Annotated in this window: 26 protein-coding genes and 1 pseudogene; 6 read left to right on the forward strand and 21 right to left on the reverse strand. The window is 54.6% G+C overall.

Features of this window, described 5'->3' with window-relative positions; all coding sequences use genetic code 11:
- The first annotated feature begins 68 nt into the window (after nt 1-68).
- Nucleotides 69-1,151, forward strand: a complete 1,083-nt coding sequence (locus RJT48_RS15665; RefSeq protein WP_254841475.1) for a transcriptional regulator FilR1 domain-containing protein — start codon at nt 69-71, stop codon at nt 1,149-1,151.
- Between the two features lie 20 nt (nt 1,152-1,171).
- Here RJT48_RS15665 and RJT48_RS15670 read toward each other — a convergent pair whose 3' ends face one another.
- The 7 genes from RJT48_RS15670 to RJT48_RS15695 all read right to left on the reverse strand — a co-directional run bounded on the left by RJT48_RS15670 (nt 1,172) and on the right by RJT48_RS15695 (nt 6,982).
- Nucleotides 1,172-2,152 carry a hypothetical protein gene (locus RJT48_RS15670; protein WP_254841474.1) on the reverse strand — a complete coding sequence of 327 codons (981 nt, stop codon included), beginning with the start codon at nt 2,150-2,152 and terminating at the stop codon, nt 1,172-1,174.
- A 111-nt stretch (nt 2,153-2,263) separates the two neighbouring features.
- The gene (locus tag RJT48_RS15675) at nt 2,264-2,482 is read right to left on the reverse strand and encodes a DUF8129 domain-containing protein (protein ID WP_254841473.1); all 219 of its coding nucleotides are present in this window, start codon (nt 2,480-2,482) and stop codon (nt 2,264-2,266) included.
- A gap of 28 nt (nt 2,483-2,510) precedes the next feature.
- On the reverse strand, nt 2,511-2,786 hold the full coding sequence (locus RJT48_RS15680) for a hypothetical protein (RefSeq protein WP_311173283.1): 276 nt from the start codon (nt 2,784-2,786) through the stop codon (nt 2,511-2,513).
- 138 nt (nt 2,787-2,924) lie between these two features.
- Nucleotides 2,925-3,983, reverse strand: a complete 1,059-nt coding sequence (locus tag RJT48_RS15685; RefSeq protein ID WP_311173284.1) for a DUF6610 family protein — start codon at nt 3,981-3,983, stop codon at nt 2,925-2,927.
- 262 nt (nt 3,984-4,245) lie between these two features.
- Nucleotides 4,246-4,491 (reverse strand): HalOD1 output domain-containing protein, encoded by a 246-nt coding sequence (locus tag RJT48_RS20805; RefSeq protein WP_396276144.1) that lies wholly within the window; start codon nt 4,489-4,491, stop codon nt 4,246-4,248.
- Between the two features lie 719 nt (nt 4,492-5,210).
- On the reverse strand, nt 5,211-5,492 hold the full coding sequence (locus RJT48_RS15690; protein WP_311173285.1) for a hypothetical protein: 282 nt from the start codon (nt 5,490-5,492) through the stop codon (nt 5,211-5,213).
- Between the two features lie 23 nt (nt 5,493-5,515).
- Nucleotides 5,516-6,982 (reverse strand): hypothetical protein, encoded by a 1,467-nt coding sequence (locus RJT48_RS15695; protein WP_311173286.1) that lies wholly within the window; start codon nt 6,980-6,982, stop codon nt 5,516-5,518.
- Between the two features lie 251 nt (nt 6,983-7,233).
- On the opposite strand from RJT48_RS15695, the gene RJT48_RS15700 reads away from it, so the two are divergent.
- Nucleotides 7,234-7,401, forward strand: coding sequence for a DUF1931 domain-containing protein (locus RJT48_RS15700; protein WP_311173287.1), 168 nt, complete (start codon nt 7,234-7,236; stop codon nt 7,399-7,401).
- 73 nt (nt 7,402-7,474) lie between these two features.
- Here the strand turns inward: RJT48_RS15700 and RJT48_RS15705 are convergent, their stop codons facing one another.
- The 3 genes from RJT48_RS15705 to RJT48_RS15715 form a co-directional block, all read right to left on the reverse strand.
- Nucleotides 7,475-7,990, reverse strand: a complete 516-nt coding sequence (locus RJT48_RS15705; RefSeq protein WP_311173288.1) for a hypothetical protein — start codon at nt 7,988-7,990, stop codon at nt 7,475-7,477.
- 21 nt (nt 7,991-8,011) lie between these two features.
- Nucleotides 8,012-8,479 carry a hypothetical protein gene (locus RJT48_RS15710; protein ID WP_311173289.1) on the reverse strand — a complete coding sequence of 156 codons (468 nt, stop codon included), beginning with the start codon at nt 8,477-8,479 and terminating at the stop codon, nt 8,012-8,014.
- Between the two features lie 488 nt (nt 8,480-8,967).
- Nucleotides 8,968-9,189 carry a hypothetical protein gene (locus RJT48_RS15715; protein ID WP_311173290.1) on the reverse strand — a complete coding sequence of 74 codons (222 nt, stop codon included), beginning with the start codon at nt 9,187-9,189 and terminating at the stop codon, nt 8,968-8,970.
- Nucleotides 9,190-9,288: 99 nt separating this feature from the next.
- Here RJT48_RS15715 and RJT48_RS15720 point away from each other — a divergent pair, with 99 nt between their 5' ends.
- Nucleotides 9,289-9,576: a HalOD1 output domain-containing protein gene (locus tag RJT48_RS15720; RefSeq protein ID WP_311173291.1), complete on the forward strand. Its 288-nt coding sequence runs from the start codon at nt 9,289-9,291 to the stop codon at nt 9,574-9,576.
- Nucleotides 9,577-9,944: 368 nt separating this feature from the next.
- Here RJT48_RS15720 and RJT48_RS15725 read toward each other — a convergent pair whose 3' ends face one another.
- The 3 genes from RJT48_RS15725 to RJT48_RS15735 all read right to left on the reverse strand — a co-directional run bounded on the left by RJT48_RS15725 (nt 9,945) and on the right by RJT48_RS15735 (nt 12,994).
- Nucleotides 9,945-10,481, reverse strand: coding sequence for a metal-dependent hydrolase (locus RJT48_RS15725; protein ID WP_311173292.1), 537 nt, complete (start codon nt 10,479-10,481; stop codon nt 9,945-9,947).
- A gap of 69 nt (nt 10,482-10,550) precedes the next feature.
- Nucleotides 10,551-11,342 (reverse strand): hypothetical protein, encoded by a 792-nt coding sequence (locus RJT48_RS15730; RefSeq protein WP_311173293.1) that lies wholly within the window; start codon nt 11,340-11,342, stop codon nt 10,551-10,553.
- An 869-nt stretch (nt 11,343-12,211) separates the two neighbouring features.
- The gene (locus RJT48_RS15735; RefSeq protein WP_311173294.1) at nt 12,212-12,994 is read right to left on the reverse strand and encodes an N-6 DNA methylase; all 783 of its coding nucleotides are present in this window, start codon (nt 12,992-12,994) and stop codon (nt 12,212-12,214) included.
- A gap of 977 nt (nt 12,995-13,971) precedes the next feature.
- On the opposite strand from RJT48_RS15735, the gene RJT48_RS15740 reads away from it, so the two are divergent.
- The gene (locus RJT48_RS15740) at nt 13,972-15,369 is read left to right on the forward strand and encodes a Cdc6/Cdc18 family protein (protein ID WP_311173295.1); all 1,398 of its coding nucleotides are present in this window, start codon (nt 13,972-13,974) and stop codon (nt 15,367-15,369) included.
- 965 nt (nt 15,370-16,334) lie between these two features.
- Here RJT48_RS15740 and RJT48_RS15745 read toward each other — a convergent pair.
- The 5 genes and pseudogenes from RJT48_RS15745 to RJT48_RS15765 all read right to left on the reverse strand — a co-directional run bounded on the left by RJT48_RS15745 (nt 16,335) and on the right by RJT48_RS15765 (nt 18,845).
- On the reverse strand, nt 16,335-16,640 hold the full coding sequence (locus tag RJT48_RS15745; RefSeq protein WP_311173296.1) for a hypothetical protein: 306 nt from the start codon (nt 16,638-16,640) through the stop codon (nt 16,335-16,337).
- 6 nt (nt 16,641-16,646) lie between these two features.
- Entirely contained in the window at nt 16,647-17,246 is a 600-nt protein-coding gene (locus RJT48_RS15750) for a DUF7995 family protein (protein WP_311173297.1), read from the reverse strand.
- 86 nt (nt 17,247-17,332) lie between these two features.
- A pseudogene (locus RJT48_RS15755) lies at nt 17,333-17,617 on the reverse strand (transposase); the annotation flags it as partial.
- Nucleotides 17,578-17,817 carry a hypothetical protein gene (locus RJT48_RS15760; protein WP_311173363.1) on the reverse strand — a complete coding sequence of 80 codons (240 nt, stop codon included), beginning with the start codon at nt 17,815-17,817 and terminating at the stop codon, nt 17,578-17,580. The pseudogene RJT48_RS15755 and the gene RJT48_RS15760, both read right to left, overlap by 40 nt.
- A gap of 143 nt (nt 17,818-17,960) precedes the next feature.
- Nucleotides 17,961-18,845, reverse strand: a complete 885-nt coding sequence (locus RJT48_RS15765; RefSeq protein ID WP_311173298.1) for a hypothetical protein — start codon at nt 18,843-18,845, stop codon at nt 17,961-17,963.
- A gap of 152 nt (nt 18,846-18,997) precedes the next feature.
- Between RJT48_RS15765 and RJT48_RS15770 the strand changes: the two genes are divergently transcribed.
- On the forward strand, nt 18,998-19,810 hold the full coding sequence (locus RJT48_RS15770) for a hypothetical protein (RefSeq protein ID WP_311173299.1): 813 nt from the start codon (nt 18,998-19,000) through the stop codon (nt 19,808-19,810).
- Between the two features lie 67 nt (nt 19,811-19,877).
- Here RJT48_RS15770 and RJT48_RS15775 read toward each other — a convergent pair whose 3' ends face one another.
- The 3 genes from RJT48_RS15775 to RJT48_RS15785 all read right to left on the reverse strand — a co-directional run bounded on the left by RJT48_RS15775 (nt 19,878) and on the right by RJT48_RS15785 (nt 21,857).
- Nucleotides 19,878-20,549, reverse strand: a complete 672-nt coding sequence (locus RJT48_RS15775) for a hypothetical protein (RefSeq protein WP_311173300.1) — start codon at nt 20,547-20,549, stop codon at nt 19,878-19,880.
- A gap of 67 nt (nt 20,550-20,616) precedes the next feature.
- Entirely contained in the window at nt 20,617-20,970 is a 354-nt protein-coding gene (locus tag RJT48_RS15780; RefSeq protein ID WP_311173301.1) for a hypothetical protein, read from the reverse strand.
- Between the two features lie 5 nt (nt 20,971-20,975).
- On the reverse strand, nt 20,976-21,857 hold the full coding sequence (locus tag RJT48_RS15785; RefSeq protein WP_311173302.1) for a hypothetical protein: 882 nt from the start codon (nt 21,855-21,857) through the stop codon (nt 20,976-20,978).
- A 105-nt stretch (nt 21,858-21,962) separates the two neighbouring features.
- On the opposite strand from RJT48_RS15785, the gene RJT48_RS15790 reads away from it, so the two are divergent.
- Complete coding sequence (locus RJT48_RS15790; protein ID WP_311173303.1) at nt 21,963-22,337, forward strand: hypothetical protein; 375 nt, start codon at nt 21,963-21,965, stop codon at nt 22,335-22,337.
- The last annotated feature ends 7 nt before the right edge of the window (nt 22,338-22,344 follow it).

Here is a 22,344-nt window from a genome sequence, read left to right on the forward strand (position 1 = left end):
AATCAATATCAGATTTGTGCGATATATTCATAGCATTGGGTGTGCACTTTAGTAACGGGTGAAAACAAGTGACGCAGTCCGAGCGTGCGACCACAAATCCACTCACGGACGAACGGATTGTCGTCCGTGAATTCATTAGTGATCTTGCTGGGTCCACCTCTTTAGATATACTGCGTTCACTCGACGAGGGCGCAAAGACGGCCTCGACTATCGCACAATCGGGAGAGATCACCCGACAGACGGTATCGAAACATCTCGTGCAACTCACCGATTTGGGGTTGACGAAAACAGCTGATACTGGTGGATATGAGCTGACGGCAGGTGGGAAAATCACGCTGGAAGCGTTTGAATCGTGTCCAAATGGTCTCGATCGCGAGCCACTCACCCAGCTAACTCGGTCAGAACATACCATCCCGCTGTTACAAACGCTTGCAGAGCAACCCAGCCGCCCGAGCGAATTGGTGGACATAACCAACGGGTCTCCGTCTCGCGCAACTGTTCGGAGAGCGTTACGGATGTTTGAGACGGAAGGATGGAGTGTAGAGAGCGACGGTGTTCACAGGCTCACGCCCGCTGGGCAACAAACAGTAGAACGGTATGAGGAACTGGCCGAGACAATCGAGCAGGTGTTGGATAAAGCACCTTGGTTCCAACGGCTCAATCCAATTAGAACGGATATTCCAGTTCGAGCCCTCGCTGACGCAAAGCTGTATGTCTCCTCACCCCACTCTCCGGGAATCGTCCTGGCGACAGCTCTCAAACTCTGCGATCCACGGCTTGACCACTTCCGCGTGTTGACATCGATTTTCAACCCGACGCTCTTTAGCGCGTACAATAAACTGCTCAAACTTGGTCTGAAAGGGGAGGCAATCGTCGACGCCTCGCTCTACCAGCGACTCCATGAAGAAGAGATGGAGTACTTTCTGGACGACTCAAACTACGACAACTTTCAGATATTCTGTCTCGACGAACCACTGACGCTCGGCATTGGTATCTACGATAGGGAGCAGATCGCGGTTGGGGCGTACAATAAAATTGGGGAGGGAGAACATATCGCGATGATCCTCAGTTCAAATGAAGCGGTAGTCCAATGGGGTGAAGAGCTCTATAATCACTATCGGAAACGGGCTCGAGACCCTGCGGAAATGTAGACGTATTGAGTGAGTTAGGGCTATTCGTCTATAATAGATTTCTTGACGCCAATCAGCTCTTCGTATAATTGGATTCCGTCTTCGATGAGTCCTTCGTCTTCTGCGTCAGTGCTATAGGTGCTGTCGAAAGATTCGATGTCGTGGGCGTAGTCGTTTCTTGCGTCTCGGATTTTATTGATGGTGTTGTAGTCCTCATCTTCGATGAGTCCGAAGCTTCTGCACCCGTTGAGACATCGGTCGAATCCCCAGTCGTCGTCATAGAAATTTGAGGCAGCAGGGTTGTCTTGAGCCTCCTCAAAGTAATCCTCTAGCGAGTCTTTGACATAGTTCTCGAAGTAGACAGACAGCAGGATTACGAGTATATTGTTTCGGTCGTGATTGTAGGCCCAGAGGACGTCGTTGAAGTGGTAGAATATCTCGGGATCGGATCGTCGGACCTTTTCTTCTAAATTGAAAGTTTCAAGCAGTTCTTGATCGGAATATCTGGCTATATGAGCCTTGATCGGTTCGACTATGCTGTGCTGTATTGTGGAATAATTCGCTGAGTTTAATTTGGAATAGACGATGTTGTTGTCTTTTTCGAAGGTGGGGGAAGAGCTACCGAAACGTGCGTATCGTACTCTTATCGGTAAGAGAGCGTCAAATTTCGAAAGAGATTCGAGAGCGATCTGATTTACCGCTGCACTCGATGTGAGTGGTTGTTCTTCGGTGAATTCGACGACTGCGATCGGTATCTCAACGGAGTCGGTTCCTTCGAGGAACCATCTTTCGAGATCGTCAATCTGATCTAACCCAGTCGGTTCCCAGCTTACTTCGCGGTATACTATGGCGTCGAATGGATGCTTGGTGAATTTCTCACCGGAGTCAAAGAGGAACGGGTTGAAGTAGGATAATCGGAGTTCTGGAGAGACTTGGAGCTTGGTACCACCAATATCCGTCAATTCGTCTTCCAGAATTCTCACGGCCTGAGTAGAGAACTCGCTGAATGGTTCAGCCGACATTTGTAGTTGTATACCCTTGATGTCCGATTGTGTAGTAGTTCTTTGGGACGGAGTTGATGGAACTCTTTTTTGTGTTCTGAGTGACCACTTGACGCAGTGGTGTGTTCGGGACTACTCCGACTGTTCGTCGGCGAGTTCGCGAGCTCGTCTCGCGAGGAGGCGTTGTATCCAAGTTCGGTTTTCGTGCTGGTTCTCGTAAGCGAGGTACTGCTGGACTGTTTCTCGGGAGTGCATACAGTGCAGGCCCGCCTTGATGAGGCATGCGTTGGACGTGTCGAGAAATCGGTCCGGTGGGAGTTCCTCGAGGATCTTGTCGTCTGAGTCAGTCACGATGTCTTCACCTCCGTTGGATGACGCCTTACTCATAGGCAGGGGGTGAGGTGTGGATCGCCGGCGGGTCAGACCACGACTCTACTTCCTCCTGGACGGCTGTGAGGACGGCTTGCGCTTGCCTCGAATGTGAATCTTCGTTCGTCGGCAGGTCAATGAGCACCCGGAGTTCGAGGACATCCTCGAGTTCGATTCCCGGGACAGTGTAATAAAGCGTGTAGAGAACCTTGTCGCGGATGGTTTCAGGCGAGTCACCGGCTTGTGCGATCGTGTCCGGGTCGACGGTAGAGGCAGCTGTTGACATATGAAACACTTCACCTGCTTGGCGGTGGGGAGAAACCCGCGTGTCTGGGTGAATTCCCGTTCAGAGGTGATAGCGGTCTCCGTAGTTACCCCACGAGGAACGTTGTGGATGCCTCGTTGTGGGGTAACTTGAGAGAGACTAATCACCGTTGACGGGCGTGAGTCCCTCCTGGTACTCGATACGCTGCCGTTCCGACTCGTTGCGGTACGCAAGCGTCCATCCGTTCTCGTACTCGACAACGATCGCATCCTCGAGTGGATCGTAGTCGGGATTCTCCGGTTCGTAGACCGGTGCATCGTCAGGAGCGAGGGGGCTCGGGTCTTCGTAGATGTTTCGCCCGTTCGCTGCCCAGACGGGGTCCTGAGGCTCCTGAACCGCTTCTCCGTAGACGTCACAGGGGGTCGTCTCCGGCCAGAGGTCGTGTTCCTGCCAGAAGGCACGCATCTCACGGAGACTCTGACGGACAGTCTCGCGAATCCCGAGATGGTCAGCGGATTGCCAGCCATCGCGACTCCAGTACTCTCCGAGGTAGGCGACCTTCGCCGGCCCGTTCCAGTCCATCCCGACGATGTTCGCCGGCGGCGCACCTGTGAGCGTTGGCTGCGTGAGGTCCTGGAGCGCCTCGTACTGGACGGAAGGACTCCCACCGAGGAGGTGAATATGGCGGCCACGCCAGTCCGCAGGGTCACTGTAGTCGTCTGCGTGGAGGGACGAGTAGCCGAGCGGATACCCGAGGACCTGGTCGTCGTCGATGATCTCGATTGCCTCGTGGCACTTCGGGACGATAATGTACGTTGTCGACGGGTACTCTTCGCGGAGGTTGCGAGCGAGTTGGGTGTACTCGCGAGCGTCCTGCGGCGTGTCAGCGTCACCGATGACGGCTACATCGGGCTCGTACTCGCGGAACCGGTCAACGTATCGGTCGGGATCGGGGTCGTGGAACTCGTTGTCGAGCATAACCACCGGGAGGTCGACGTTCCGGTAGGAATCAATCTGAAGGCGATAGTCCTCTCGGATGCCCGTGGTGAAGCCAAGTTTGTAGGCGTCTGTCGCGAACGGCGCTCTGAAGAGGAAGCCGATATATTCAGGGCGGCGAGCCGCGTCGAGGGTGTCCGGTTCGGGTGTCGCATGCGGTGGTGCGAACGGACGCTGTAACTCGGCCGGTGCCGAGGCTGTCTGAAGGGAACTGGAAGCCATACGCGGGACGTGTGAACAGCTGGTTGCGAGGAGTCTTGACGGACGATACGGATACCGTGTTGTGCAGCGGGTCAGGCCAGCTGCCGCGAAGAAAGACTTGCGAAGAGCGTAAGGAAGCGAGAGTGAGAGTCGGCCACTTTCCGTGTTCGGATGGACTGTTCAGCGTCTCTGTGGCGTCGATTGGCTAGTAGTTGTAGGCGTTCAGGTTTCTTTATTCAGCCGTGATCCCGGAATTGAGATTAGAGCTCGTTAAATTGCCTTCTTAACGCTTGATGACGATTGTCCGATCGCTGTGAACTGTAACTGGATGTCCACAGTACCGAAACGAAAAGGATTGCGTGTGTTCTTCAGACTCTTGTGGCGGCGAGTCAACGAGTTCCTCTAGTTCCTCTATATCAATTACGTCTTGAAGAGTTCCAAGTTGGGTCGGTCGGCATTCCTCTACCTCTGCAATGACCCGCTTGACTGCAGTTTCGACCGATTCCGTATGTTGTACCTCGCGCTCCATACCCTAGAGAAATCACGAAACCCCAAATCACCCATACAATTTCATGCAAATCATTCAATAGAATAAAAAGCGAGCTTAACAGCTATTGTTGGGATCTATTGTACTGATTACGCTGCGTGCGTAGACACCGTCTGTTTCCGGGGCGGCTACGATCGCCTGACGGGCGGTGTTCGCGGCCTCGACGTCGACGTCGTCAGTGAAATCGAGGCGGAAAGTCGATATCGACGAGACAGCGACAGTGAACCGCCTCGGGGTCAAGCCCCGAGGCACTCGGCCTGCTCCACCTGTAGAACTCATTCTGAGTCGTCATAGTCGAAATTGTTGGAGAGGGCGAGCCAAAGAGCGTATGCGGCATGGCGGTAGAGGACGGTCTCGCAGTCGGGACAGCAATACTCGACTGTACCCAGTCGATCGATGGCGGCGCTAAACGCGCTCGACCCCTCGTGATGTATCGCACATTCCTCGTTCAGATGCAACTCGTGGAGATGAGTCGTCCCACAGTTAGGGCAGGGCTGTCCTGGCTCCCAGTCATCGCGTTCGATAGCTTTGACGGAGTATGGTTCGTCGCTGGGATGAGGACCTGTGAACGTGTAGGGAGTCTCGCTGCGGGCGTCGGTCGACGTAGTGGAACCTGTCTCAGTCATATGGATCACACAGCCCGTTCGACGGGCTTTCAGGCTCGAAGAGTGAGAAAAACACACCGAGCGAGGAGGGTGCTGTTAGAACGGTGGTTCGACGTCGATCGCTGCGACGTACTCGTTGATATTCTCCTGTGCTAACGGGGCCTGAGGAGTGGGTTCGTCGTCAGTTGTTGGTATCGCACGAAGCGCCGAAGTGAAGGTGCAGTGTGGACAGTCGAACCAGTAGGTCGCGTCCTCGTTCGGGGCGGGGTCAGTGAAGATGATGATGAGCGGATCAGCTCCGCATTCGGGACAGGCGTGGGCCGAGGCGCGCTGATGATGCTGGCGGCGATCCGTCGTGGAGTGAGCACGAGAGGACATAGTGCGGGGAAGGGGAGCAGTAGTTAGTTCGGCTGGGAAGCGAACTGTTCGAGCGTTTCCTGTTCGGTTGGTGCTGTCGAGGTAGTCGTAGAGCCGTTCTCTTGGTTATTCGAGCGGGTGACTGGCGTTCTGGAAGTGACGCCGGGGTCGCATTCGTGTCGGTCGTGATGCTCTTCGAGGTAGGCAAGGCGCTCGGGATGTGACTGGTGAAGGATAGAACCGTCGTCGGTGACGCAGTAATTCTCGGGTCGTGCGCCGCAGGTAGGACAGTCGACGTACCAGGAGGGATGGAGATACCAGCCCTCACCACACCGAATACACGAGTGCTGTGCCTCGGCATCTGAGTCGGTCACGTGGATATCCTGGGGTGAGCGGTCGGTCGCGTGGACATCGAGTCCCGTGGTCTGTTTCGTATCGATACTGATGAGACAGTCTTGCTCAGCGTCGGGATGCTCGATGATGGCGACGTGGGAGCGACGATAGTCGAGGCGCTTCGGCATACAGGTCGCGGTGTGGCCAACTTGAATGATGTCACCGCCTGCGGCGATGAGTGGATGGAGTTCCTGTTTGAGTGCTGTATCCCGGCCAGTAGTGCGGCCAGCGTAATCGGTGGTCTGCTGGAACGCCTCACTCGGGAGGTCCACGAGGACGGTGTTGAAGATGCCGGCAGCGAATTCGGCTGCGAGTTCGCGCTCGTCGAAGTGGTACGCGGCGTCGACGGATTCGTCAACGCTCATCTGCACCAGGTGGCCGTCGTGGGGGAGAGACCGTTCACGCGTCGAGACGTTGAGGACACGTCCGGAGAGGTGGGTGGCAAGGTAGTCGGCGACGCCGGCTTGAGGCATAATCTCAGGACTGAGGCGGATGTACTCGAGGGTGAGGGGCGTGTTCCCGTTTCCGCTGGTCGCGGCGCCACCTGATGCGGTGGCTCCTGCGTTCGGAACTGCGGCGTCGGTCACGTGTACTGGGCGTCGTGCCGACGTGATCTCGTTTGTGGGTTTCTGAGCGACGACACCGAGCCAGTCGTGCTGGCGGCCAAGGGTATTCCAGACGGCGACTTCTTCGAGCGTGTACTCCTCTTCAGGCGGCATAAGCGACGTCGTATAACCGAGCCGGATGACGCGACCACGGGGTTTCAGGAGGGCGTCGACGACGCGAGCGAGTTCGGTGACCGTGGGTAGTGTGTCCTCCTCGCGGTCGTAGGTGGTCGTGCTCTGTCGTTTCGAGAATGGCGGGTCGAGGACGACCGTGTCGAACGATTCAGCCTGGAGGATGTGAGGAAGGTCGCGGACGTCAACGTGATAATCGGCATCGATCTCGGGATTGATGTCGTTCCGGACGATCCGCCCATTATGGGTGAGCTGGGTCCGTCCAGCACACGCGTTGAGGACGCGACCGTCGAGGTGCGATTCGACCCAGTCACGAAGCTTCTGTGCGTTGAACGTCCAGCGGTCGGGCTGGATCGTCCAGTAGGAGAGCGAGGTGGGCATACTGGTGAGTGGAGGATGGTTCGCGAAGCGGGCGCTATAGGGGGGTTGAGTGCTACTGATGGGTTACGCCGGGGGCTTGGCCGGTTCGGCCGAGATTGTATCTGACGTATCTGATGTTAGTGAGGCATATGAGTTATTCAACGGAGTTGATTGAGTTTCAAGCATACGGAGTCCTCGAAACCGCTCGGACGAGAGAAACCAGGAGATAGAGGCGTTAATAATTAAGCCGGAGTCTGATAATCGGGAATCGTATGGCAGACCTGATTGTCCAATCGAAGGTTCGAGAGCATCTCGATGGAATGAACGTCTCGGCAGACATCTTCGACACGCTTGACGAGGAAGTCGCTGACCTCCTTGACGATGCTGCGCGTCGTGCAGACGCGAACGACAGGAAGACCGTTCAAACTCGAGATCTCTAAGCCGATTTCGTCATCCTATTTCGTTTGATTCGCTGTTGTTATATGCACTTTCTGTAGCCGCCGCTCTGAGACACTATACAGTGACGATGGTGTCGCAGTTCACGCATCGAAAGAGGATGGTTTCGCAGTCGGGATCATCGTAGTCGACATCGTGGTCGGGGAGGACGGTTGGATCGGAGACGAGCTCGTTTCCTGTGAGGTTCTCGCCGCAGTCACAGGTGAGCGGCCAGTCAAGGGATGAGAGGAGGTCGCTGTCGGGGAGTATCCCATATGATGCATCATCGACGTACTCGTTCTGGATAGGGGTGAGGAGATCCTGCGAAACGGCGCTATGTTGGCCGTCGAATCCGCCGTGCCAGAAGACATCAATGGCACGATACTCGATGGTGAGCTGGGTCTTGCATCTCGCACATCTGACGTGGACGTAGTGGGTGTCGAAATTGTTCGGCACCCCTTCTTCGGTAGATTCGAACTTGGAGTTCTGACAGACTGGACACGCTGGCTGTATACTGATGTATGTCGGCTTAGCGGCTGGGTCTGCGTTCTCGTCAGTATCTTGATTCTCGGACGTTGTATCTGGTGGTTCCATAATGATGAGCTGGGTGTGGGATTACGCAGACGATTCAGACGGTGCGTCGGGAGTTTCCGTAGCCGACTCCTCGGACGGGTTCTCAGGAGCGTGGTCGAACGAATTGTAGGTAAGAGTCCCATCAGGCCAAGCGACCCACTGGCCGGCAAGCAGCGGAAAACGGCACTTCTCGAAGCCGACGGTCTCCACGACGAGTTGCTCCTCAAGATGGGGAGCGAGACGTTCAAGGAACTCCTCGGTACAGTGTTCTTTTCGATCGACGACACTCCCGTCTTCGTCAAGGATGGGCTTGGTGACCTCGAATGCAACGTACCCGTAGATTTCGAGGTAAGGGTCGGTGCCCTCCTGGCAGGGGTCGACAACGCCGATGGTCAGGGAATCGAAACTTCCGTAGAAGTCGTAGTCGTCGATTATTGCTTCGATTGCCTCGACAGCTTCGGAGTCGACAGTCGGGTGGTTCGATGCGGTGGTCGCTTGAAGGGTTGCCATAAGCGGTTCAAGCCCGTGGCCGCAAACAAAGACACATCAATAGAGAGACAACAGGGATGATCGAGGGTACCAATATAATTAGGCGGTGACGGCTTTAGAGAACTCTTCACAAAGGGGCTATTTCCAGAGTGAACTGGTTGAATATGCCGATCAGTAAATGTGCCTACTAATCGAAACAGGAGACAATCTCATTGGTACACAATGCAGGACTGTTTTCGGGATAGGAGTCTTGATTGTGATATGGGAGTGGGCTCACCAACTTCGAAAGCGGAATTACAAGAAGCGCTTACAGTGTTGATTCGGAGATCGCATCAAAATAACGTGGCTATCGAAGGGGCATATGAAATTCGCTCCCCCGAAAAAACAATACCAGATTGGGAGTGTGTCTGTATCCGGCTGAAATAATTCGCTCTTCTATTCGAATTGTAGCCTGTATTGAGTGAACAATGGGTAAATAAATAGTGTGGCAACTGTTCTATGCAACCCTATTAGGCAGTTTTAGTTGACGAGTGGATAGTATCTTGAAGAGTGCCCCATTCACCGGGGTACTCGACCCCAGCGTCCTGGTTGATCGTAGTCTGGACGGCGCCAGATGACTCAACCTCGACGAGGACATCGTCGCGACCGAATCGAGTCGCGAGGAAGTCGTGAATCTCCTCGGCCGAACAGATGCCAGCTTCGGGAGCGTCTTGTGCAGTTTCGATCGTCATAGACGGATCGCTCAATAAGGCCGTGGACAAATCTCCCAATAAAAGCGATAATGCTAATGAATAACACAGATTTATAATACCGACGAATAACACATCTATATGGATGAGCAGCAGTGTGAATACCATCAAACGATAGATCCAGATCGAGGATCGATTACCCACGAGTTGGTACAGGTGGTGGCCTGTTACAAAAACCGACCTATCGAAGACCTCCCACCGTTCGCTTACTGGATCGATCCAGATGCTCTTGCTGAGGTTCTCCAGGGTGAGAGCGGCCAGTCTTCACAAGGAGACGTGAGGGTTCAATTCGATTACGACGGGATTCACGTGCGAGTATCAAGTGCTGGCGATGTCTGGATATGGGAGCCTAGTGACACCGCAACCTGAGAACGGATGGAGGCGGGTATCGTATCGTCGAAGTAGTTGTGGTATGCCATCTTCTGCTACTCGCGTGAACGGTGCTGTTCAAGTCGGTCCTTGATCGCGATGACCTTGTCTCGAAGGTACTGAACTTCTTCAGGGTCAATCTGTCCGTTGTTGACCAGGCTATTGATAGTGTTGTCGAGGGCTTGGATGTGTGCGTTGCTTTGCGCGGTATCGGGAAAGACTACCCATACGTGAATTCCTCCATCAACAAAGGGGAGAGAGAAATTTGCTCGATGATCGAGCCGAGTTACCCCACACTGGGGCGACACACCCCTTTCGTGGGGTAACTGATAGAGACTGCCTGCTCGATGACCGCGTTAAAGCCACAGTTACGCGCCGATCGTCGCGAGGATCTGCGGGATATAGATGGCCGCTCCTGTGGCCCCGAGCCCAGCGACGAACAGAGCGTTGTTTGCCGTGCTGTTCGCTGACGTCGTAAGCTTCCACGTGTACTCCGTGTCGTCCACGGGCGCGAACGGTTTGATTCCCATCGGCGTGATCACGTCACCGATAAGGTGTGTCGTGAGCCCCAGCGCGACGAGAAAGCCGACGCCGAACGCAGGAAGAACGAGGGATGGAGCACTTGCTGTTGACAGCGTCCCGTTTACCGATTGTGTTCCCTGGAGCGTCGTGGCCCACGTCACGGCCGTAGCGATCGTGGACGCGACGATAATGAACCAGACGGTGTGCGTGATGCCCCGGTGCGAAACGAAGGGGATACGCTGGTCGATATCGGGAATCGGTGCTACGCCGGCGACGATGAGAATTCCTACGAGGGCTTCGCCAGATGCGTGACTAACGGTAAGGAGAAACGCCAGCGGTGAGAAGGCGAGAAGAGCGAGTCCGTAATGACCACGTCGATGCATCTCTGGAGCCGTAGCTCCATCTTCTTCGTCCGGCAAAAAGACTATTCCGGGGGTGATAATGTCTCATCCTCACTGTGGAAGCGCGATGGCTTCAAGAACCTCCTCGACTGGCTGTTTGAGGATAGGCTCGATGAGCAGCGGGGAAAGCGAGGAGGCAACAACGGTGGTCGCTCGCTCGGTTTGAGTCGCACAGGCGGGCGGGATCGAATCAGGTATGGGGACAGGCACGCGGTCGTGGTGAGCTGATGACTCGTTCTCCTTGAGCCCCTTGAGGTAGACGCGATCCTGCGTTGCGGTGAGACGCAAGTAGTCGTAATCTGTTTCGTTTGGTGCCAGCCGCTCGTAAGTAGCCGTCCTGAGGCCGTATTTGGACAGCGTCCACTCCAGGTCGTCGGTGTCGGGGAGGTGCGTTCGGGTTGTGGAGGGCTCTGTATGGAGTTGGGCAACGACCGTCGCGACTGCGGTCTTGATGTCTTCAAAGCGTGCGTTCGTCCCTCCGGAGACGCCGTAGTCGCCGTCGTTGTTCTGGACGCTGTGGCCGCGTATCCCGGAGAGTCGCGCCTTATCGCTGGTGTCTGCCTTCCGAACCTGTGAGGGGTTCCCGTAGCCGGTCACGAGTTCGGTCATATAGTGCCACATCCCGTCGCGGTTCGCTCCGGAGTCGTTCAAGTAGACGCGGTGACGGACGATCGACCCGCCTTCTCCCCATCGTTCGTCGAAGGCACGTCCCGAGGCTCGGTAGGTGATGGTCGTATCGTCGTGGTAGTCGAGTTCCCACTGACCGATACGGGCTGGAGAGACCTCGAGCTCATCAGGAAGGTCAGATGTACAGAAGACGTTATGATCCGGAGTGAGCGCCATAACCTGATCGACATTCAACAGTGCTGACGGATATGTTTCCTCGAAGACCCTCTGGATATCCTCGTAGAAATCGTTTAGCGGTGTTTTCGCTGTGGAGTGGGTCGCTTCAGACTTCTCAGTCGTCGATGTTACTGCGGAAGTATTTGTTGAGTGGTCGGATGTCGATTCTTCGGTCGTCGTGAACGCATCGAGTTGGGATTGGGAATTCGATGGCATCGTGAGGACTCCGTAATGTTACGAATGACCAACGTGAACTGGCTAGTCGTCGACGCGAGCGAGCGTGTAGTCGTCGTTCCTATCGAGGAGCAGTGTTGTTCACATATTCGTCGATGGGTCGAAAGCTGGTTGATATCGAGTGCGCTGATAGAGTGCGTGGACGTCTCGAGCGGAGCCAACAATCGTCTTCTCAAGGACACGTCGACCGTCACGGATGATAGGAGAGAATTGCTCGCTGGCGATCCGGAGAATTTCGTCCAGTCTCGTGTGATTTTCGAAGTGGGTAGCAGAAAGATCGAGGACGAACACTTGACAGGTGACGAGGTGATCTTCTACGAAGTTCCCTTGGACGTGATCGCGGGGATCCGTAGTTGGTTTTCGAATGTGAGTCGGGTCGAAACAGTACGCTCGGAAGACCTGCGCTCCGGTGGTTTCTTCGCTGGCCTTGAGATGAGGATATCGCTCGAGGAACCACGCACGGGTGGTCATCGGGGCGGGCCTGATCGTAGCTACGACGCCAGACTTGGTTTGTGTGAGACCTCGTGGCGGCGGCGTATGGTCCTCAAGGGCCTGGAAGAGTTCTCGAAGGGCTTGACGCCGGTTCGCCTCGGATTGGAGAACAACGGACATTGTAGAGTGTGGTATACAGATAGTTATTCGCTGAAGGCGTCAAGCGTGACGTTCTCGATGGTATCGGGATCATCGATCGTGACGGCGTCCTCAACGTTTCCTTCGGAGAGGTCGCTATCGTTGTTGGTGTCGTCCTGAGCGGAGCCATCGGCCTGCTCAAAGCTCGTTATGATGGGTGCGTTGTCAGGGTCGAATTCAGTGATAGCCCCGTTGACGGTTGAGTCAGTAAGGATTCGCGTGGGATGGTTTACTCGCCATACGTGCCACGTCTCGTAGGTGAGGGAGTTTCCGTGGACGACAAACGCGGGGATGGCGGGGAGTGCAAAGTTGATGACGGCCATATGAGCGCACGTCTTGTCGATGTCGCGTCCAACGACGACAGTGGGCGTGTTAGGAGAGATGTGACGGAGCTGCTGGACAGCGTGGAACGGGAGTCGACCACTCCCGCACGCCGGATCGCTGATCGTGATAGGGTCCTCCTGAGTGGCGTCACGAATGCCTTCGGGGGCGCTGAAGAGCATCTGAGCCTTCGCGATGGCGACATTCTGGGGTGTGAAGTGCTGGCCGAAGGCATCACTGTTAGCTCCGTAGTGTTCGTAAATCCCGCCGAGGAGTTCCGCCGAGTGCGGGTATCCCGGAACGGTCGTTTCTTCCATTGTATTGACGAGGGCTCCGAGTGCAGTCCCATAGGTCTCGAGAACATCTCTGATGAGATCGTCATCATCGTGGAGACGATCTGTGAAATCGTGAACGAGGTCAAGGTAGTCGTCGTCGTTCCGACTAAGAGCGGTGACGGTGAACTTCATCGAGATTCTCGGTGATTGGTTCGTATGTACTCGGGTCGGTGATGGAAGCCATCGACGAATCGCCTCAGTTCAACGTAGGGAGAGAAAAATCCAGAGAGGGGACACCCCACCAGTTCCGTCGTAAGGCGAGGGGGAAAACACCCCACTGGTTCCGGCGTTATCGCAATGAGGACACCCCTGGACTTCCGTCGTAAACGAGGGACAAATCGTATGAAGTCTCCAGATCTCGGGTGGGGACACCCCACCAGTTCCGACGTTAGCGTGCGAATTTACTCGCTTTAGATGAGAGTAAGAGCGGGATGAGTGGAACGAAAAAACGGAAGAAAAGCCTGATAACTCTCGTCAAGAATGAATACTTCAGGATACCACGGGCAGAACAGGTCTATAAACGAAGGTTAGAGACGAGAATTGGTCTCGGGGAAATCCTACCACTACTCGATGACGGACCCACACCCCTTCGGTTCCGTCGTTAGATAGACAAGGGCAACGCAGCTCAAGATCACGATGACCAGACACACCCCACCAGTTCCGACGTTAGCGGCCGCGAAAAGCGGTAACTAGACTGAGAATAGCAAGAGTCGCCTGGATTCTGTCCCACGATAAGAATATGTAAAAGTTGAGTTATTTCACCCCTAGGTTTATTACAATACAGCTTGAATACCTCCGCGGGACGAAATACTAAGGATGAAGAAGCGGAGCGGCTGGTACGTTCGAGACGAAGGTCGGTAACGGGTTGGAACGTCCAAAAACGCCGTAGAGACGCGTTCTATCCTCTATACCGTGATTGCACCTATCCTTCCCGTGGGGGGTACACGTTCATCGGTAACGACGGAACCGAAGGGGTGTGTGTGTGTGTTGGGTTCCGTGATTGTTCGAAGATCGAGGTAGTCCTTCCAGTAGACTTTCCGTCGTGGGAGATTTACGTCGGAAGTCGAGGTGGGAATACTTTTAAGTAATCGGGTTTCGTCGATGCTTCTATGTCAAACGGCACCTCGACTTCCGATGAAAGTCGAGATTTGGATTCTACGTCTTCAGACGGTCAAGACGACCGATCTCGTGTCCAAACATCGGAACCGGAGGGGAGTCAAAACGAGAATGGAAAACCGCCATCAAGCGAAGGGGACGGTCAACAATTCAAGGTTGACGATCCGCTCTTTTCTCAACGGAAGGGGGTTTTCCAAAATAAGGAGATGGTCCGTGTCGGTTGGGTACCTGATGGCGATCGAATTGTCGGACGTGACGATTATATTTCCACTATCAGTAGCTGTCTGAACGACGCTGTCTATGGTGGTGCCCCAAATCACATCTCAATTACCGGGAAAACAGGAACGGGAAAATCTCTCGTCTCCCGATATGTCACTCGTCGAGCTGTCAATGCGGCAGTTGATGATATCCGAATAGGTCATACGTATCTAGACTGCTCGAAATCCTCAACTGAAGTCCAAGTCATCTCGACAATCGGGCAACAGCTGAACGACGATGATATCTATGACGAGGATGAGGACATCGTAAAAATGCCCGATACCGGGCTACCGAAAGACAAGTTCTACAAACGGCTCTGGCAGATTCTCGATCACTACGACTCGGCTATCATTATTCTTGACGAAGTCGACCTTCTCAAGAGCGACCACGTTCTGATGAGTCTCGCGAAGGCCGTCGAATCGAATGATACGTCGTGTCAAATCGGAATTATAGCAATAAGCAATCAAATCAACTTCTTCGACGAGCTGAACCCACGCACCAAGAGTGCCTTCCAGACCCAAGAACTCAACTTCGACCCATATAACGCAAATCAGATTCAAGAGATTCTTCGAGGGCGTGATGACGCATTCCGTGATGGTGTTCTCACTGATGAGGTTATTCCTCTTGTCGCGGCTTTCTCAGCCCAGGAACACGGAGATGCACGGAAAGCAATGCGGTTATTCAGGACCGCAGGAGAGCTAGCCGATCGTGAGGGAGCTGATATGGTCGAAGAAGACCACGTGCGAAGAGCCCAAGACGCACTTGAAAAGGATCGATTCCGCGACTTCCTCCAGGGAACCCCCACTCAAATGAAAGCAGCTTGTCTCTCGATCGCTGCTAAGTCACTTTTCTCGCGTGACGATTACATCATCACAGGTGAACTCTACGATGCGTACCAGCAGATCACTAACGCGATAGATATGGACACGATCGGGATACGGCGCTTCCGGGATATCCTCGATGAGATGCAGCTCAGCCAGGTAATCGAAACTAAAGAGGTGAATATGGGAAAAGGCGGTGGCCGCCACAACTCTCATCGGTTACTCCACAATCCAGAGGCTATCCTTGATATCGTAATGGAGGATTCTCGATTCGGAGATATCTCTAAATCCTCGCTGAAACGGTTCGCCTGACTAATCAGTTGTTATACTGATGAGACGTACCTTCGTTTAGTCCACTCGTCGCGACGGGGCACAGTACGTCCTTCACGGTTCTCCCAATCAGTACTCGAGACGGGTTTGATCCGATCGAGTTCGAACCCAGCGGCTCGGTAGCAGACTCCAGTGTTGTCGTCGACGCCGGCGATCGCGACGAGCCGCTTTCGCTCGGTATGCTCACGTACCCAGTCTCGAAGACGCGCAAGCATCCAACTCGACGTATTCGGTGGGCGATTCGGGTGATTCGCAAGCCGTGTAACGTACAGCTCTTCACGAGCCCCGTCGTAACTGTATGTGTACGGCTGTGCGAGCACCGCCACTGAGTACGGATGCCCATCCTGGGTAGCGATGAATCCGGCCTTCCATTTCGCGACACCGCCGAGGCGATGGTCGATGTGGCCGTCCGGACCACCGATAAGAAGGTGATTGACGAATTGCCGACTCCCTCGTCCACAAACGCGGTGGACTGTGAGGTCGGTGACGTCCTCGAGAGGCGGTGGCGTGACACGCTTGGGTTCCCAATGGGAGACCCTCCAGTCCGATTTTTCACCAGGTTCGACGTCCAGTCGTGGGAAATCCGGCATTCCCGCTGGCGGGTATGTACGCCACTCTGGATCACTCGAATGGAGCGCTGCGACCATCGACTCATCGGCAGGGAGCCGTTCTTGGAAGTGAACGGCCAATGAACGGCCTCCTCGAGTGAGCTGAACGTTAGTGATGACGCGACGTCGGTAAACAGCCTTCACCTCGGGAATGGGGAATCGACTTCGAGAGTCGATGACGGTTCGCTCAAAGATGTGATCTCCAGTGCGGATCGTCGATGCGAGTTCGGTTGGTTTGTTGCTGGCCAGCGAGGAATGGTCAAGTGGTGCTGGTTCCGAACCGTCGCGAACGGGGAAAGCAAGTGATGACATACTGATGGGTCGAAAGTGTGATGGCGGTTACTCGGTCTGCGGAGCGATGTGGTGGAGGGAGTCACCGTCTGGAGTAAACCACTCACAGTCGAAGGAGACTGATCGGGGGATATCTCCACAGCCGAATTCGAGGACTGCTTCAACCGTCGTGTCGTCGACGATCGTGACGCGGTATAGTTCGCCGTCGTAGGAATTCCAGTACCGCTCGCCGACTGCAACGTCGGTCCGTCCAGTCGTCGCGAACGCTGTTGATTTCCCGTCAGGGAGCTCTACCCGGAAGGCTATCCGATTCGGGTCGTTAAGCGTCTCGAAGAGGTGTGACTCACTCGGCATAACGCGCTAGAAATGGACGTCGGCGGGGACGAGCCATCCCCGGGACATCTGCTCATCTTCTTTTGTGGCCGCTGCGGCGTCACCGTCGCCGCCGACAGTACCGGACGAAGCGTTTTGTAGGCGATCGACGTATTCGTCGACGGCCGTCGGTGATACGAGACCGCCTCCGTATTCGTTATAGATGTACACTGACGGTCCTCGACATTCGGCGAGCTGTCCTAGGTGGAATCGTACCCCGTCGACGTTGTTCATAACGCCCTCGACGGAGAGATCTTCGACTTTCGACTGGAATCTCGACAACGTATCTCGGAACTCCTCTGTTTGTTCCTCGAGCGCGTCATCGAGGAGTGCTTGCCCCTCGTCGCTGTCGAGTGGGAACGCTGGGGCGACCGTTGTCTCGTCGACAGTCTCAGAGCTGCCATCACTGATGACGTTCGCGACGTGTGGCTTGTAACGAGAGTCCGATTGATCGAACGTCCCGTAGTAGTCGTAGACACTGGCAGTATCGACGCCGACACCGACGAGTTTGTCGAGGGCGCTGTGAGCGCAGACGAGGGCGTCGTCTTGAGTGGTACCGGGAACAAGTACGCGGATAAGCTGGTGCATCTATCGATGAAACCTCCACTCTTAGTGGAGGGTGAGAAATACACGGTGAGAGCGTGTCGTATTGTGGGGGTAAACTATAGTAATCGTTAGAAGTAATTACGTATATCTGGGGCAGAAAGCTGTTCAAGAGCGTGGTCGATCGCTGACGTAAGTTCATCAAGTGAGTCGAACAACCGGTTGCTGAGCGTCTGTTTCAGCTGTCGCCAACACTCTTCGACTGGATTTAGCTCGGGTGTGTACGCTGGTAACTGAACGAATTCGAGGTCGTCACGTGCCGCCAGGTCCGTGACGGCCGACGCCCTGAAGTACGGCGCGCCGTCAAGAACAATGATCAAATTTCCTTGGAATTCTTCACACAACGCGAGGATATATCGATGTTGCCCGCGAAGGGATTTACTGCCCATGTTACCTGTCTCGGTTCATACTGGAAGATCCCAACATCAGGCTCAGGGTTCCCCACCAATCGGAGGCTCTCAACTGCATTCACGCCGTCGCTTAACTGCTCACTATAGACTCGATCGACAACAGCCCTGATTTTCTCGATGAGCTCTGAATCGGTCTCTCCAGCCATCCTACCTTAACAAATAAAATTCGATTGTTAAATAGAACTGCCAACACCTGTAAAAGTGGATTTGCTAACGAGGAGTCACACGGTTTTGTATGAGGCCTTTTGATTGATACCGGTCATCTTCGTACTTTGGTTCCGTCAGATAGCTACTGTCGACGTCTTCGATAGACTAGGTAGGTCGTGGGTCCGAAGAATCCGAAGACAAGCCCCAAGTAGTGGGATAGAATGTTCACTGCGCCATCGCCTTGGGCAATATCTTGAGGAAAGAGCAGTACTGGAGAGATCAGGAACAGGAGACTGGTGATCATAACCAGTTCAAAATATCCCTCCATCGAAGTTAGCTCGACAGCAGCATTCTTTGCTTCGCCAAGACCTATCTGGTATATGTCGTAGATGGTAAGGAGTACTGCGATCAGCAGGATTCCGGCTGCTGCAGTAACGCCGGAGTAGGTTAGTGCGATGATTCCGGCGGCTATTAGAAACAGTACGACTCCGTGGGTTGGTTCTATCTTCTCTGAGACTTTATTGTGGATGAATAGGAATAGCGAGACGGGGAGAAGGCCAAAGAATGCGGAGCCGATTCCGGAGAAGCCTGCTCCGGTTCCAGAGCCAAGGACGGCTATGTTGATTAGGGCTATCACGAACGGCAGGATGAAGAGAAGTGACAGAAACGTGTATCGGAACAGCTTCCGTTCATTCGCCAGCACAAAGAGCAGATATATTGGGCCGATCAGGACGCAGTAAGCCGCTAAATTATTGCTGAAGTGATCGAATCCTCGATGTACAAAGGCAGAGCTCCAGAGGTTGAAAATAGAGTAATCACCGTAGTCCAGGATCAAAGCGTTCTGAATTGATTCAGGAAGCAGGAAGATCAGCAAGAGAAGGATTGGCACCGAAGAAATCAAAACCAAATCCGAAACCCGTGCTTTCTCTCTTACTTCGCTCCGAAAATCACCAAACCACGTCATAGAACGAAACATCCCCTCAAGGGCTAAATAATCGGGTTTGTTGAAATCATCAGCTGATGACACATTCTTTTTCTGCTGCGGTCAATAAATTGGTGTTCTTCATAGTGAAAACAGCTGTTATATAGTCTACATTTCCCCCTTCCAGCATATCAAACACATCCACAAACTGTTTGTATTGGCGATAAACGTATGTTCCTTAATCAATATAACCTGGTATGGACCGTAGAGACTTTCTCCTGAGTTCGACTGCGGTGCTCACATTTGGTTTCTCGTCGGTTGGCAGTGCGGTAACATCTGCTAATGAAAACACAATTAACGGAATAACTCTCCCCGAGTTTGGCGATCAGTGGGATGACGAGGAAATATCCGAAGAAGCGTATAGCTTCGATTGGGAGGGGGTTCGAGCAGAGCAAGCAGAGCTTGGGGGAACCGCTGACGAATTCGCGTCAAATGCACCGTCTATTGCGTCCTTCCTAGCTATTCGTGCAACCCCTACACAGATGATTCAGAATGATGAAGAGGATACCTCATCACGAATTACAATCGGTGGTGGTCCAGTCCCATTTTCTGTATCGGTCAATAACCCGATGACGATTCTTCGAGAGAATACTTGCGGAGAGAACCCCTATAGTGAGACAACCACTAATTTCGCCCAGGAGGTATATACACAACAAACGCGCGAGTTGCATGGTTATGGGGGTGAGCCGTCTATACAGGATGGGTTACAGAAAGATTGGTCCATAAGCTGTATCAGGGAATTCGGGTATGAGAAACCCCAGTACCGCCACTTCGGCTTCACATTTGAGGTAGAGTGGGAAGCTGGTGACAACGACGAATTGGAAAACATCGATTTCCGAGGTCTCCTTTCCCTCGAAAGCTCTGGAGAAGAGTTTCTGCTCGTCGGTGGTATGGTGCCGGACGAAAGCGTGTCAACTGGGCTCCTCGGTGAAGAGATCGTTGAGAATGAGAGTAGCTTACAGTCGACGTTAGTGTCTATGATGGAAGAGACCACGCTGGCTGAGGAGTAAGTCAACCCGCTGTATGTATCGACGGCGGTGGAACACTTGTCACAATCTGGTGATCTCACAGAGTCAGTTAGAACATATCGAGACCGGCCTGTGCTGAATCGCTCTCGTTGATCATCTGTGTTGCTGTACTCTCGGCTGTATCGGGATTCTCCCCGGGAGCCTGTCCAGGAAGACAGGGGAGACTCTGGAGAAGCTGGTCGGAGATCTCACCGGCCGCGAACCCCTCGGCAAGACGTTCCGCTGCCGTCGTCGTGGAATCGTGTAGCCAGAACGCCTTGGGGACGTCACCGGTTTCGACGTCAAGATCATCGACGTGCTCGGTAAACCAGCGGTCGCGGTCGCGCTTGAGCACTTCGCGGAGGTTACGGGCTTGATCGCGAATTTCGTCGTCTGCGGGGAGGATCGTGAAGTTTGAGGGAAGCATCGCGTCCGCATCTTGGTCATCGTCACCGATTCCGTCGAGGTACTGGCGGAAGGCGTACTGATAGAGGCTGACGAACTCCGTGTTCGTGAATGCCGCGTGGGTGAGGGAGGCCGTCGAACAGAGTACTGTGAGCTCGCCCCACGTTGCGACGGGCACACGTTCACCTGGAGGTGTGTCCTTGACGAGTGCGCGGCGCTCCTCGTAGATACCGTCAGTAAGGTTGGCGGTGCCGGCAGCGTGGTCACTCGCGATGACCGGGTCTGCGGTTACGCGATACGTCTGGATCTGGGTGAGGGTGCTTGTGTCGATCTGCATAGTTAGGAGGAGTGGGGTGCTCGAGTAGCCTCCTGTCGAACGGGTGAAATATGAGAGATATCGGAACTCACGAACAGGCTGGTGACGGATCGTGTGGATGGTGGTCGGTGCTATCGAGTGAATCGCAATCGGTCGTGTCTCCTTGAGTAGCACACGACGGACAAGAAGCCGGGTCGTTGTCGTGTGGGCAGCGGAGAGGAGCACCGTCCCGTTCGAGGATGGTTTGGACCGTATCGAATTGGACGACGATGATGGTGTCTGTCGCGACGTGATAGTAGGCTTCAGCGTCGACAACGGTGTTGTCGAGGACCTCGACAGGGATGGCGTTGTGGAGAGCTTCAGTGAGCGTAATCGCGGGCGACCCGCGAATGAGCCACTGCAGCTGGGGGTGGCTCCCCGGGTCTGTGATGGAAGGCGTCATCGTGATCACCGTTGCTTCCGGGGCGTGTGAGTGGCTGCGACGGTCGGGCTGACGAACCGGCGGGCGCGCTGCGGGATGTCAACACCGACGTCGATCGGGAGAACGTACTTGGCATCGACGTCTCCTTCGTGAGCGGTGGCGAGACAGGATGCAGCCGCCAGTTCGTGTTTGCACATCACCGCCCACTTGTTCGTCTGCTTATAGGGACAACCACAGACGACGGCGTCCGACCAGGGAAGGAACGCGTAAGTGGACCCGCTGGCGAATTCCCCGACGAGGAGCGGCGCCGGGAGAGTGATCCCGTATTCGGAGGGCAGGATGTGGTTATCGAGCTGGGCTTCCCGAATGACATCGTCTACATCGAGATCGTGTCCGTCGGCATACCCGATTGGATCGGTGTTCCCGTCGACGATGACGACTCCGTGGAAAGTGTTTGCGTGGAGGGGAAGAAGGGAATCGGCTGTTCCTTGAATAGTGTCGAGGTTTTTCGGAATGAGCTCCGTGTACCACTTTCGGCGATCGGCACGAATCTGTTCGAGCTCACGGTAATGTGGTTCGAGCTCACCTGTGAGGAAGGCAGGAGCCTCGTCCAGGAAGTCATCGAGGCGGTCGTAGGAGGGGAAGAACCGGCGTTCGCTCTCGTAAGTATCGACAAGTGTTTTCTGGATGTACTGCCGGGCGAGCGGGGTGGGGGCGTGGGTGTCGTGAGACAAGAGCCCGCCAGCCTCGATGATGTCGAGACGAATGCGGTGCTCGATAGGCTCGATCTCCGGTGGGTCACTACCCGTGGTGTTCTCATAGTCAGGGTGCGATGCGTCGAGCGCGCCTGGGGGAAGTTCGAGGGGTGGGAGGTGCTCGTCCGCCGGGGTGATCTGGTGGGTAGACATGCGTAGTTACCTCCACCACCTGTGGGGGGCGAGAAACCAACCGGAGAGTGCTCACCACGAGTTACCCCACAAAAGTTATGGCTATGCCCCTCTGTGGGGTAACTAATGACGGGCGACACTGAGAGACCTTCTGGACCTAACCTTCCGGCACACGTTCGAGACGCGGTAGACGAATTATCGGTCGAGGAGCTGGAGGATTTGGCTGACTACGCACAAGCTCTCGCCGATTGGAAGCGGGAGCAACCACCTGCGTCTCCAGATACCGCTCCCGAGGATGCCGTCGACGATGATGTCGTCGAAGATCTCGAGGAGCAGGGTGTCTCGATGGATCCCGACGACTACGATGATGTCCCCGCTACAGGGGCCTACATCACGGTGAAGGAGCCGAAACAGGGATACAGGTATTATTATTGGCAATGGCGGGACGGTGACACTTGGAAGAACGAGTATATCGCGCCTGTCAATCCGAAGGGGGACTGATCCTGGT

Source organism: Halobellus ordinarius (genome assembly GCF_031823395.1).
Lineage (GTDB): Archaea > Halobacteriota > Halobacteria > Halobacteriales > Haloferacaceae > Haloquadratum > Haloquadratum ordinarius.

What these genes read in the sequence shown, in the direction of transcription:
- RJT48_RS15670 (WP_254841474.1), bottom strand. Translation starts at nt 2,152, where the DNA reads ATGTCGGCTGAACCATTCAGCGAGTTCTCTACTCAGGCCGTGAGAATT.
- RJT48_RS15680 (WP_311173283.1), bottom strand. Translation starts at nt 2,786, where the DNA reads ATGTCAACAGCTGCCTCTACCGTCGACCCGGACACGATCGCACAAGCC.
- RJT48_RS15685 (WP_311173284.1), bottom strand. Translation starts at nt 3,983, where the DNA reads ATGGCTTCCAGTTCCCTTCAGACAGCCTCGGCACCGGCCGAGTTACAG.
- RJT48_RS20805 (WP_396276144.1), bottom strand. Translation starts at nt 4,491, where the DNA reads ATGGAGCGCGAGGTACAACATACGGAATCGGTCGAAACTGCAGTCAAG.
- RJT48_RS15690 (WP_311173285.1), bottom strand. Translation starts at nt 5,492, where the DNA reads ATGTCCTCTCGTGCTCACTCCACGACGGATCGCCGCCAGCATCATCAG.
- RJT48_RS15695 (WP_311173286.1), bottom strand. Translation starts at nt 6,982, where the DNA reads ATGCCCACCTCGCTCTCCTACTGGACGATCCAGCCCGACCGCTGGACG.
- RJT48_RS15700 (WP_311173287.1), top strand. Translation starts at nt 7,234, where the DNA reads ATGGCAGACCTGATTGTCCAATCGAAGGTTCGAGAGCATCTCGATGGA.
- RJT48_RS15705 (WP_311173288.1), bottom strand. Translation starts at nt 7,990, where the DNA reads ATGGAACCACCAGATACAACGTCCGAGAATCAAGATACTGACGAGAAC.
- RJT48_RS15710 (WP_311173289.1), bottom strand. Translation starts at nt 8,479, where the DNA reads ATGGCAACCCTTCAAGCGACCACCGCATCGAACCACCCGACTGTCGAC.
- RJT48_RS15715 (WP_311173290.1), bottom strand. Translation starts at nt 9,189, where the DNA reads ATGACGATCGAAACTGCACAAGACGCTCCCGAAGCTGGCATCTGTTCG.
- RJT48_RS15720 (WP_311173291.1), top strand. Translation starts at nt 9,289, where the DNA reads ATGGATGAGCAGCAGTGTGAATACCATCAAACGATAGATCCAGATCGA.
- RJT48_RS15725 (WP_311173292.1), bottom strand. Translation starts at nt 10,481, where the DNA reads ATGCATCGACGTGGTCATTACGGACTCGCTCTTCTCGCCTTCTCACCG.
- RJT48_RS15730 (WP_311173293.1), bottom strand. Translation starts at nt 11,342, where the DNA reads ATGGCGCTCACTCCGGATCATAACGTCTTCTGTACATCTGACCTTCCT.
- RJT48_RS15735 (WP_311173294.1), bottom strand. Translation starts at nt 12,994, where the DNA reads ATGAAGTTCACCGTCACCGCTCTTAGTCGGAACGACGACGACTACCTT.
- RJT48_RS15740 (WP_311173295.1), top strand. Translation starts at nt 13,972, where the DNA reads ATGTCAAACGGCACCTCGACTTCCGATGAAAGTCGAGATTTGGATTCT.
- RJT48_RS15745 (WP_311173296.1), bottom strand. Translation starts at nt 16,640, where the DNA reads ATGCCGAGTGAGTCACACCTCTTCGAGACGCTTAACGACCCGAATCGG.
- RJT48_RS15750 (WP_311173297.1), bottom strand. Translation starts at nt 17,246, where the DNA reads ATGCACCAGCTTATCCGCGTACTTGTTCCCGGTACCACTCAAGACGAC.
- RJT48_RS15760 (WP_311173363.1), bottom strand. Translation starts at nt 17,817, where the DNA reads ATGGCTGGAGAGACCGATTCAGAGCTCATCGAGAAAATCAGGGCTGTT.
- RJT48_RS15770 (WP_311173299.1), top strand. Translation starts at nt 18,998, where the DNA reads ATGGACCGTAGAGACTTTCTCCTGAGTTCGACTGCGGTGCTCACATTT.
- RJT48_RS15775 (WP_311173300.1), bottom strand. Translation starts at nt 20,549, where the DNA reads ATGCAGATCGACACAAGCACCCTCACCCAGATCCAGACGTATCGCGTA.
- RJT48_RS15780 (WP_311173301.1), bottom strand. Translation starts at nt 20,970, where the DNA reads ATGACGCCTTCCATCACAGACCCGGGGAGCCACCCCCAGCTGCAGTGG.
- RJT48_RS15785 (WP_311173302.1), bottom strand. Translation starts at nt 21,857, where the DNA reads ATGTCTACCCACCAGATCACCCCGGCGGACGAGCACCTCCCACCCCTC.
- RJT48_RS15790 (WP_311173303.1), top strand. Translation starts at nt 21,963, where the DNA reads ATGACGGGCGACACTGAGAGACCTTCTGGACCTAACCTTCCGGCACAC.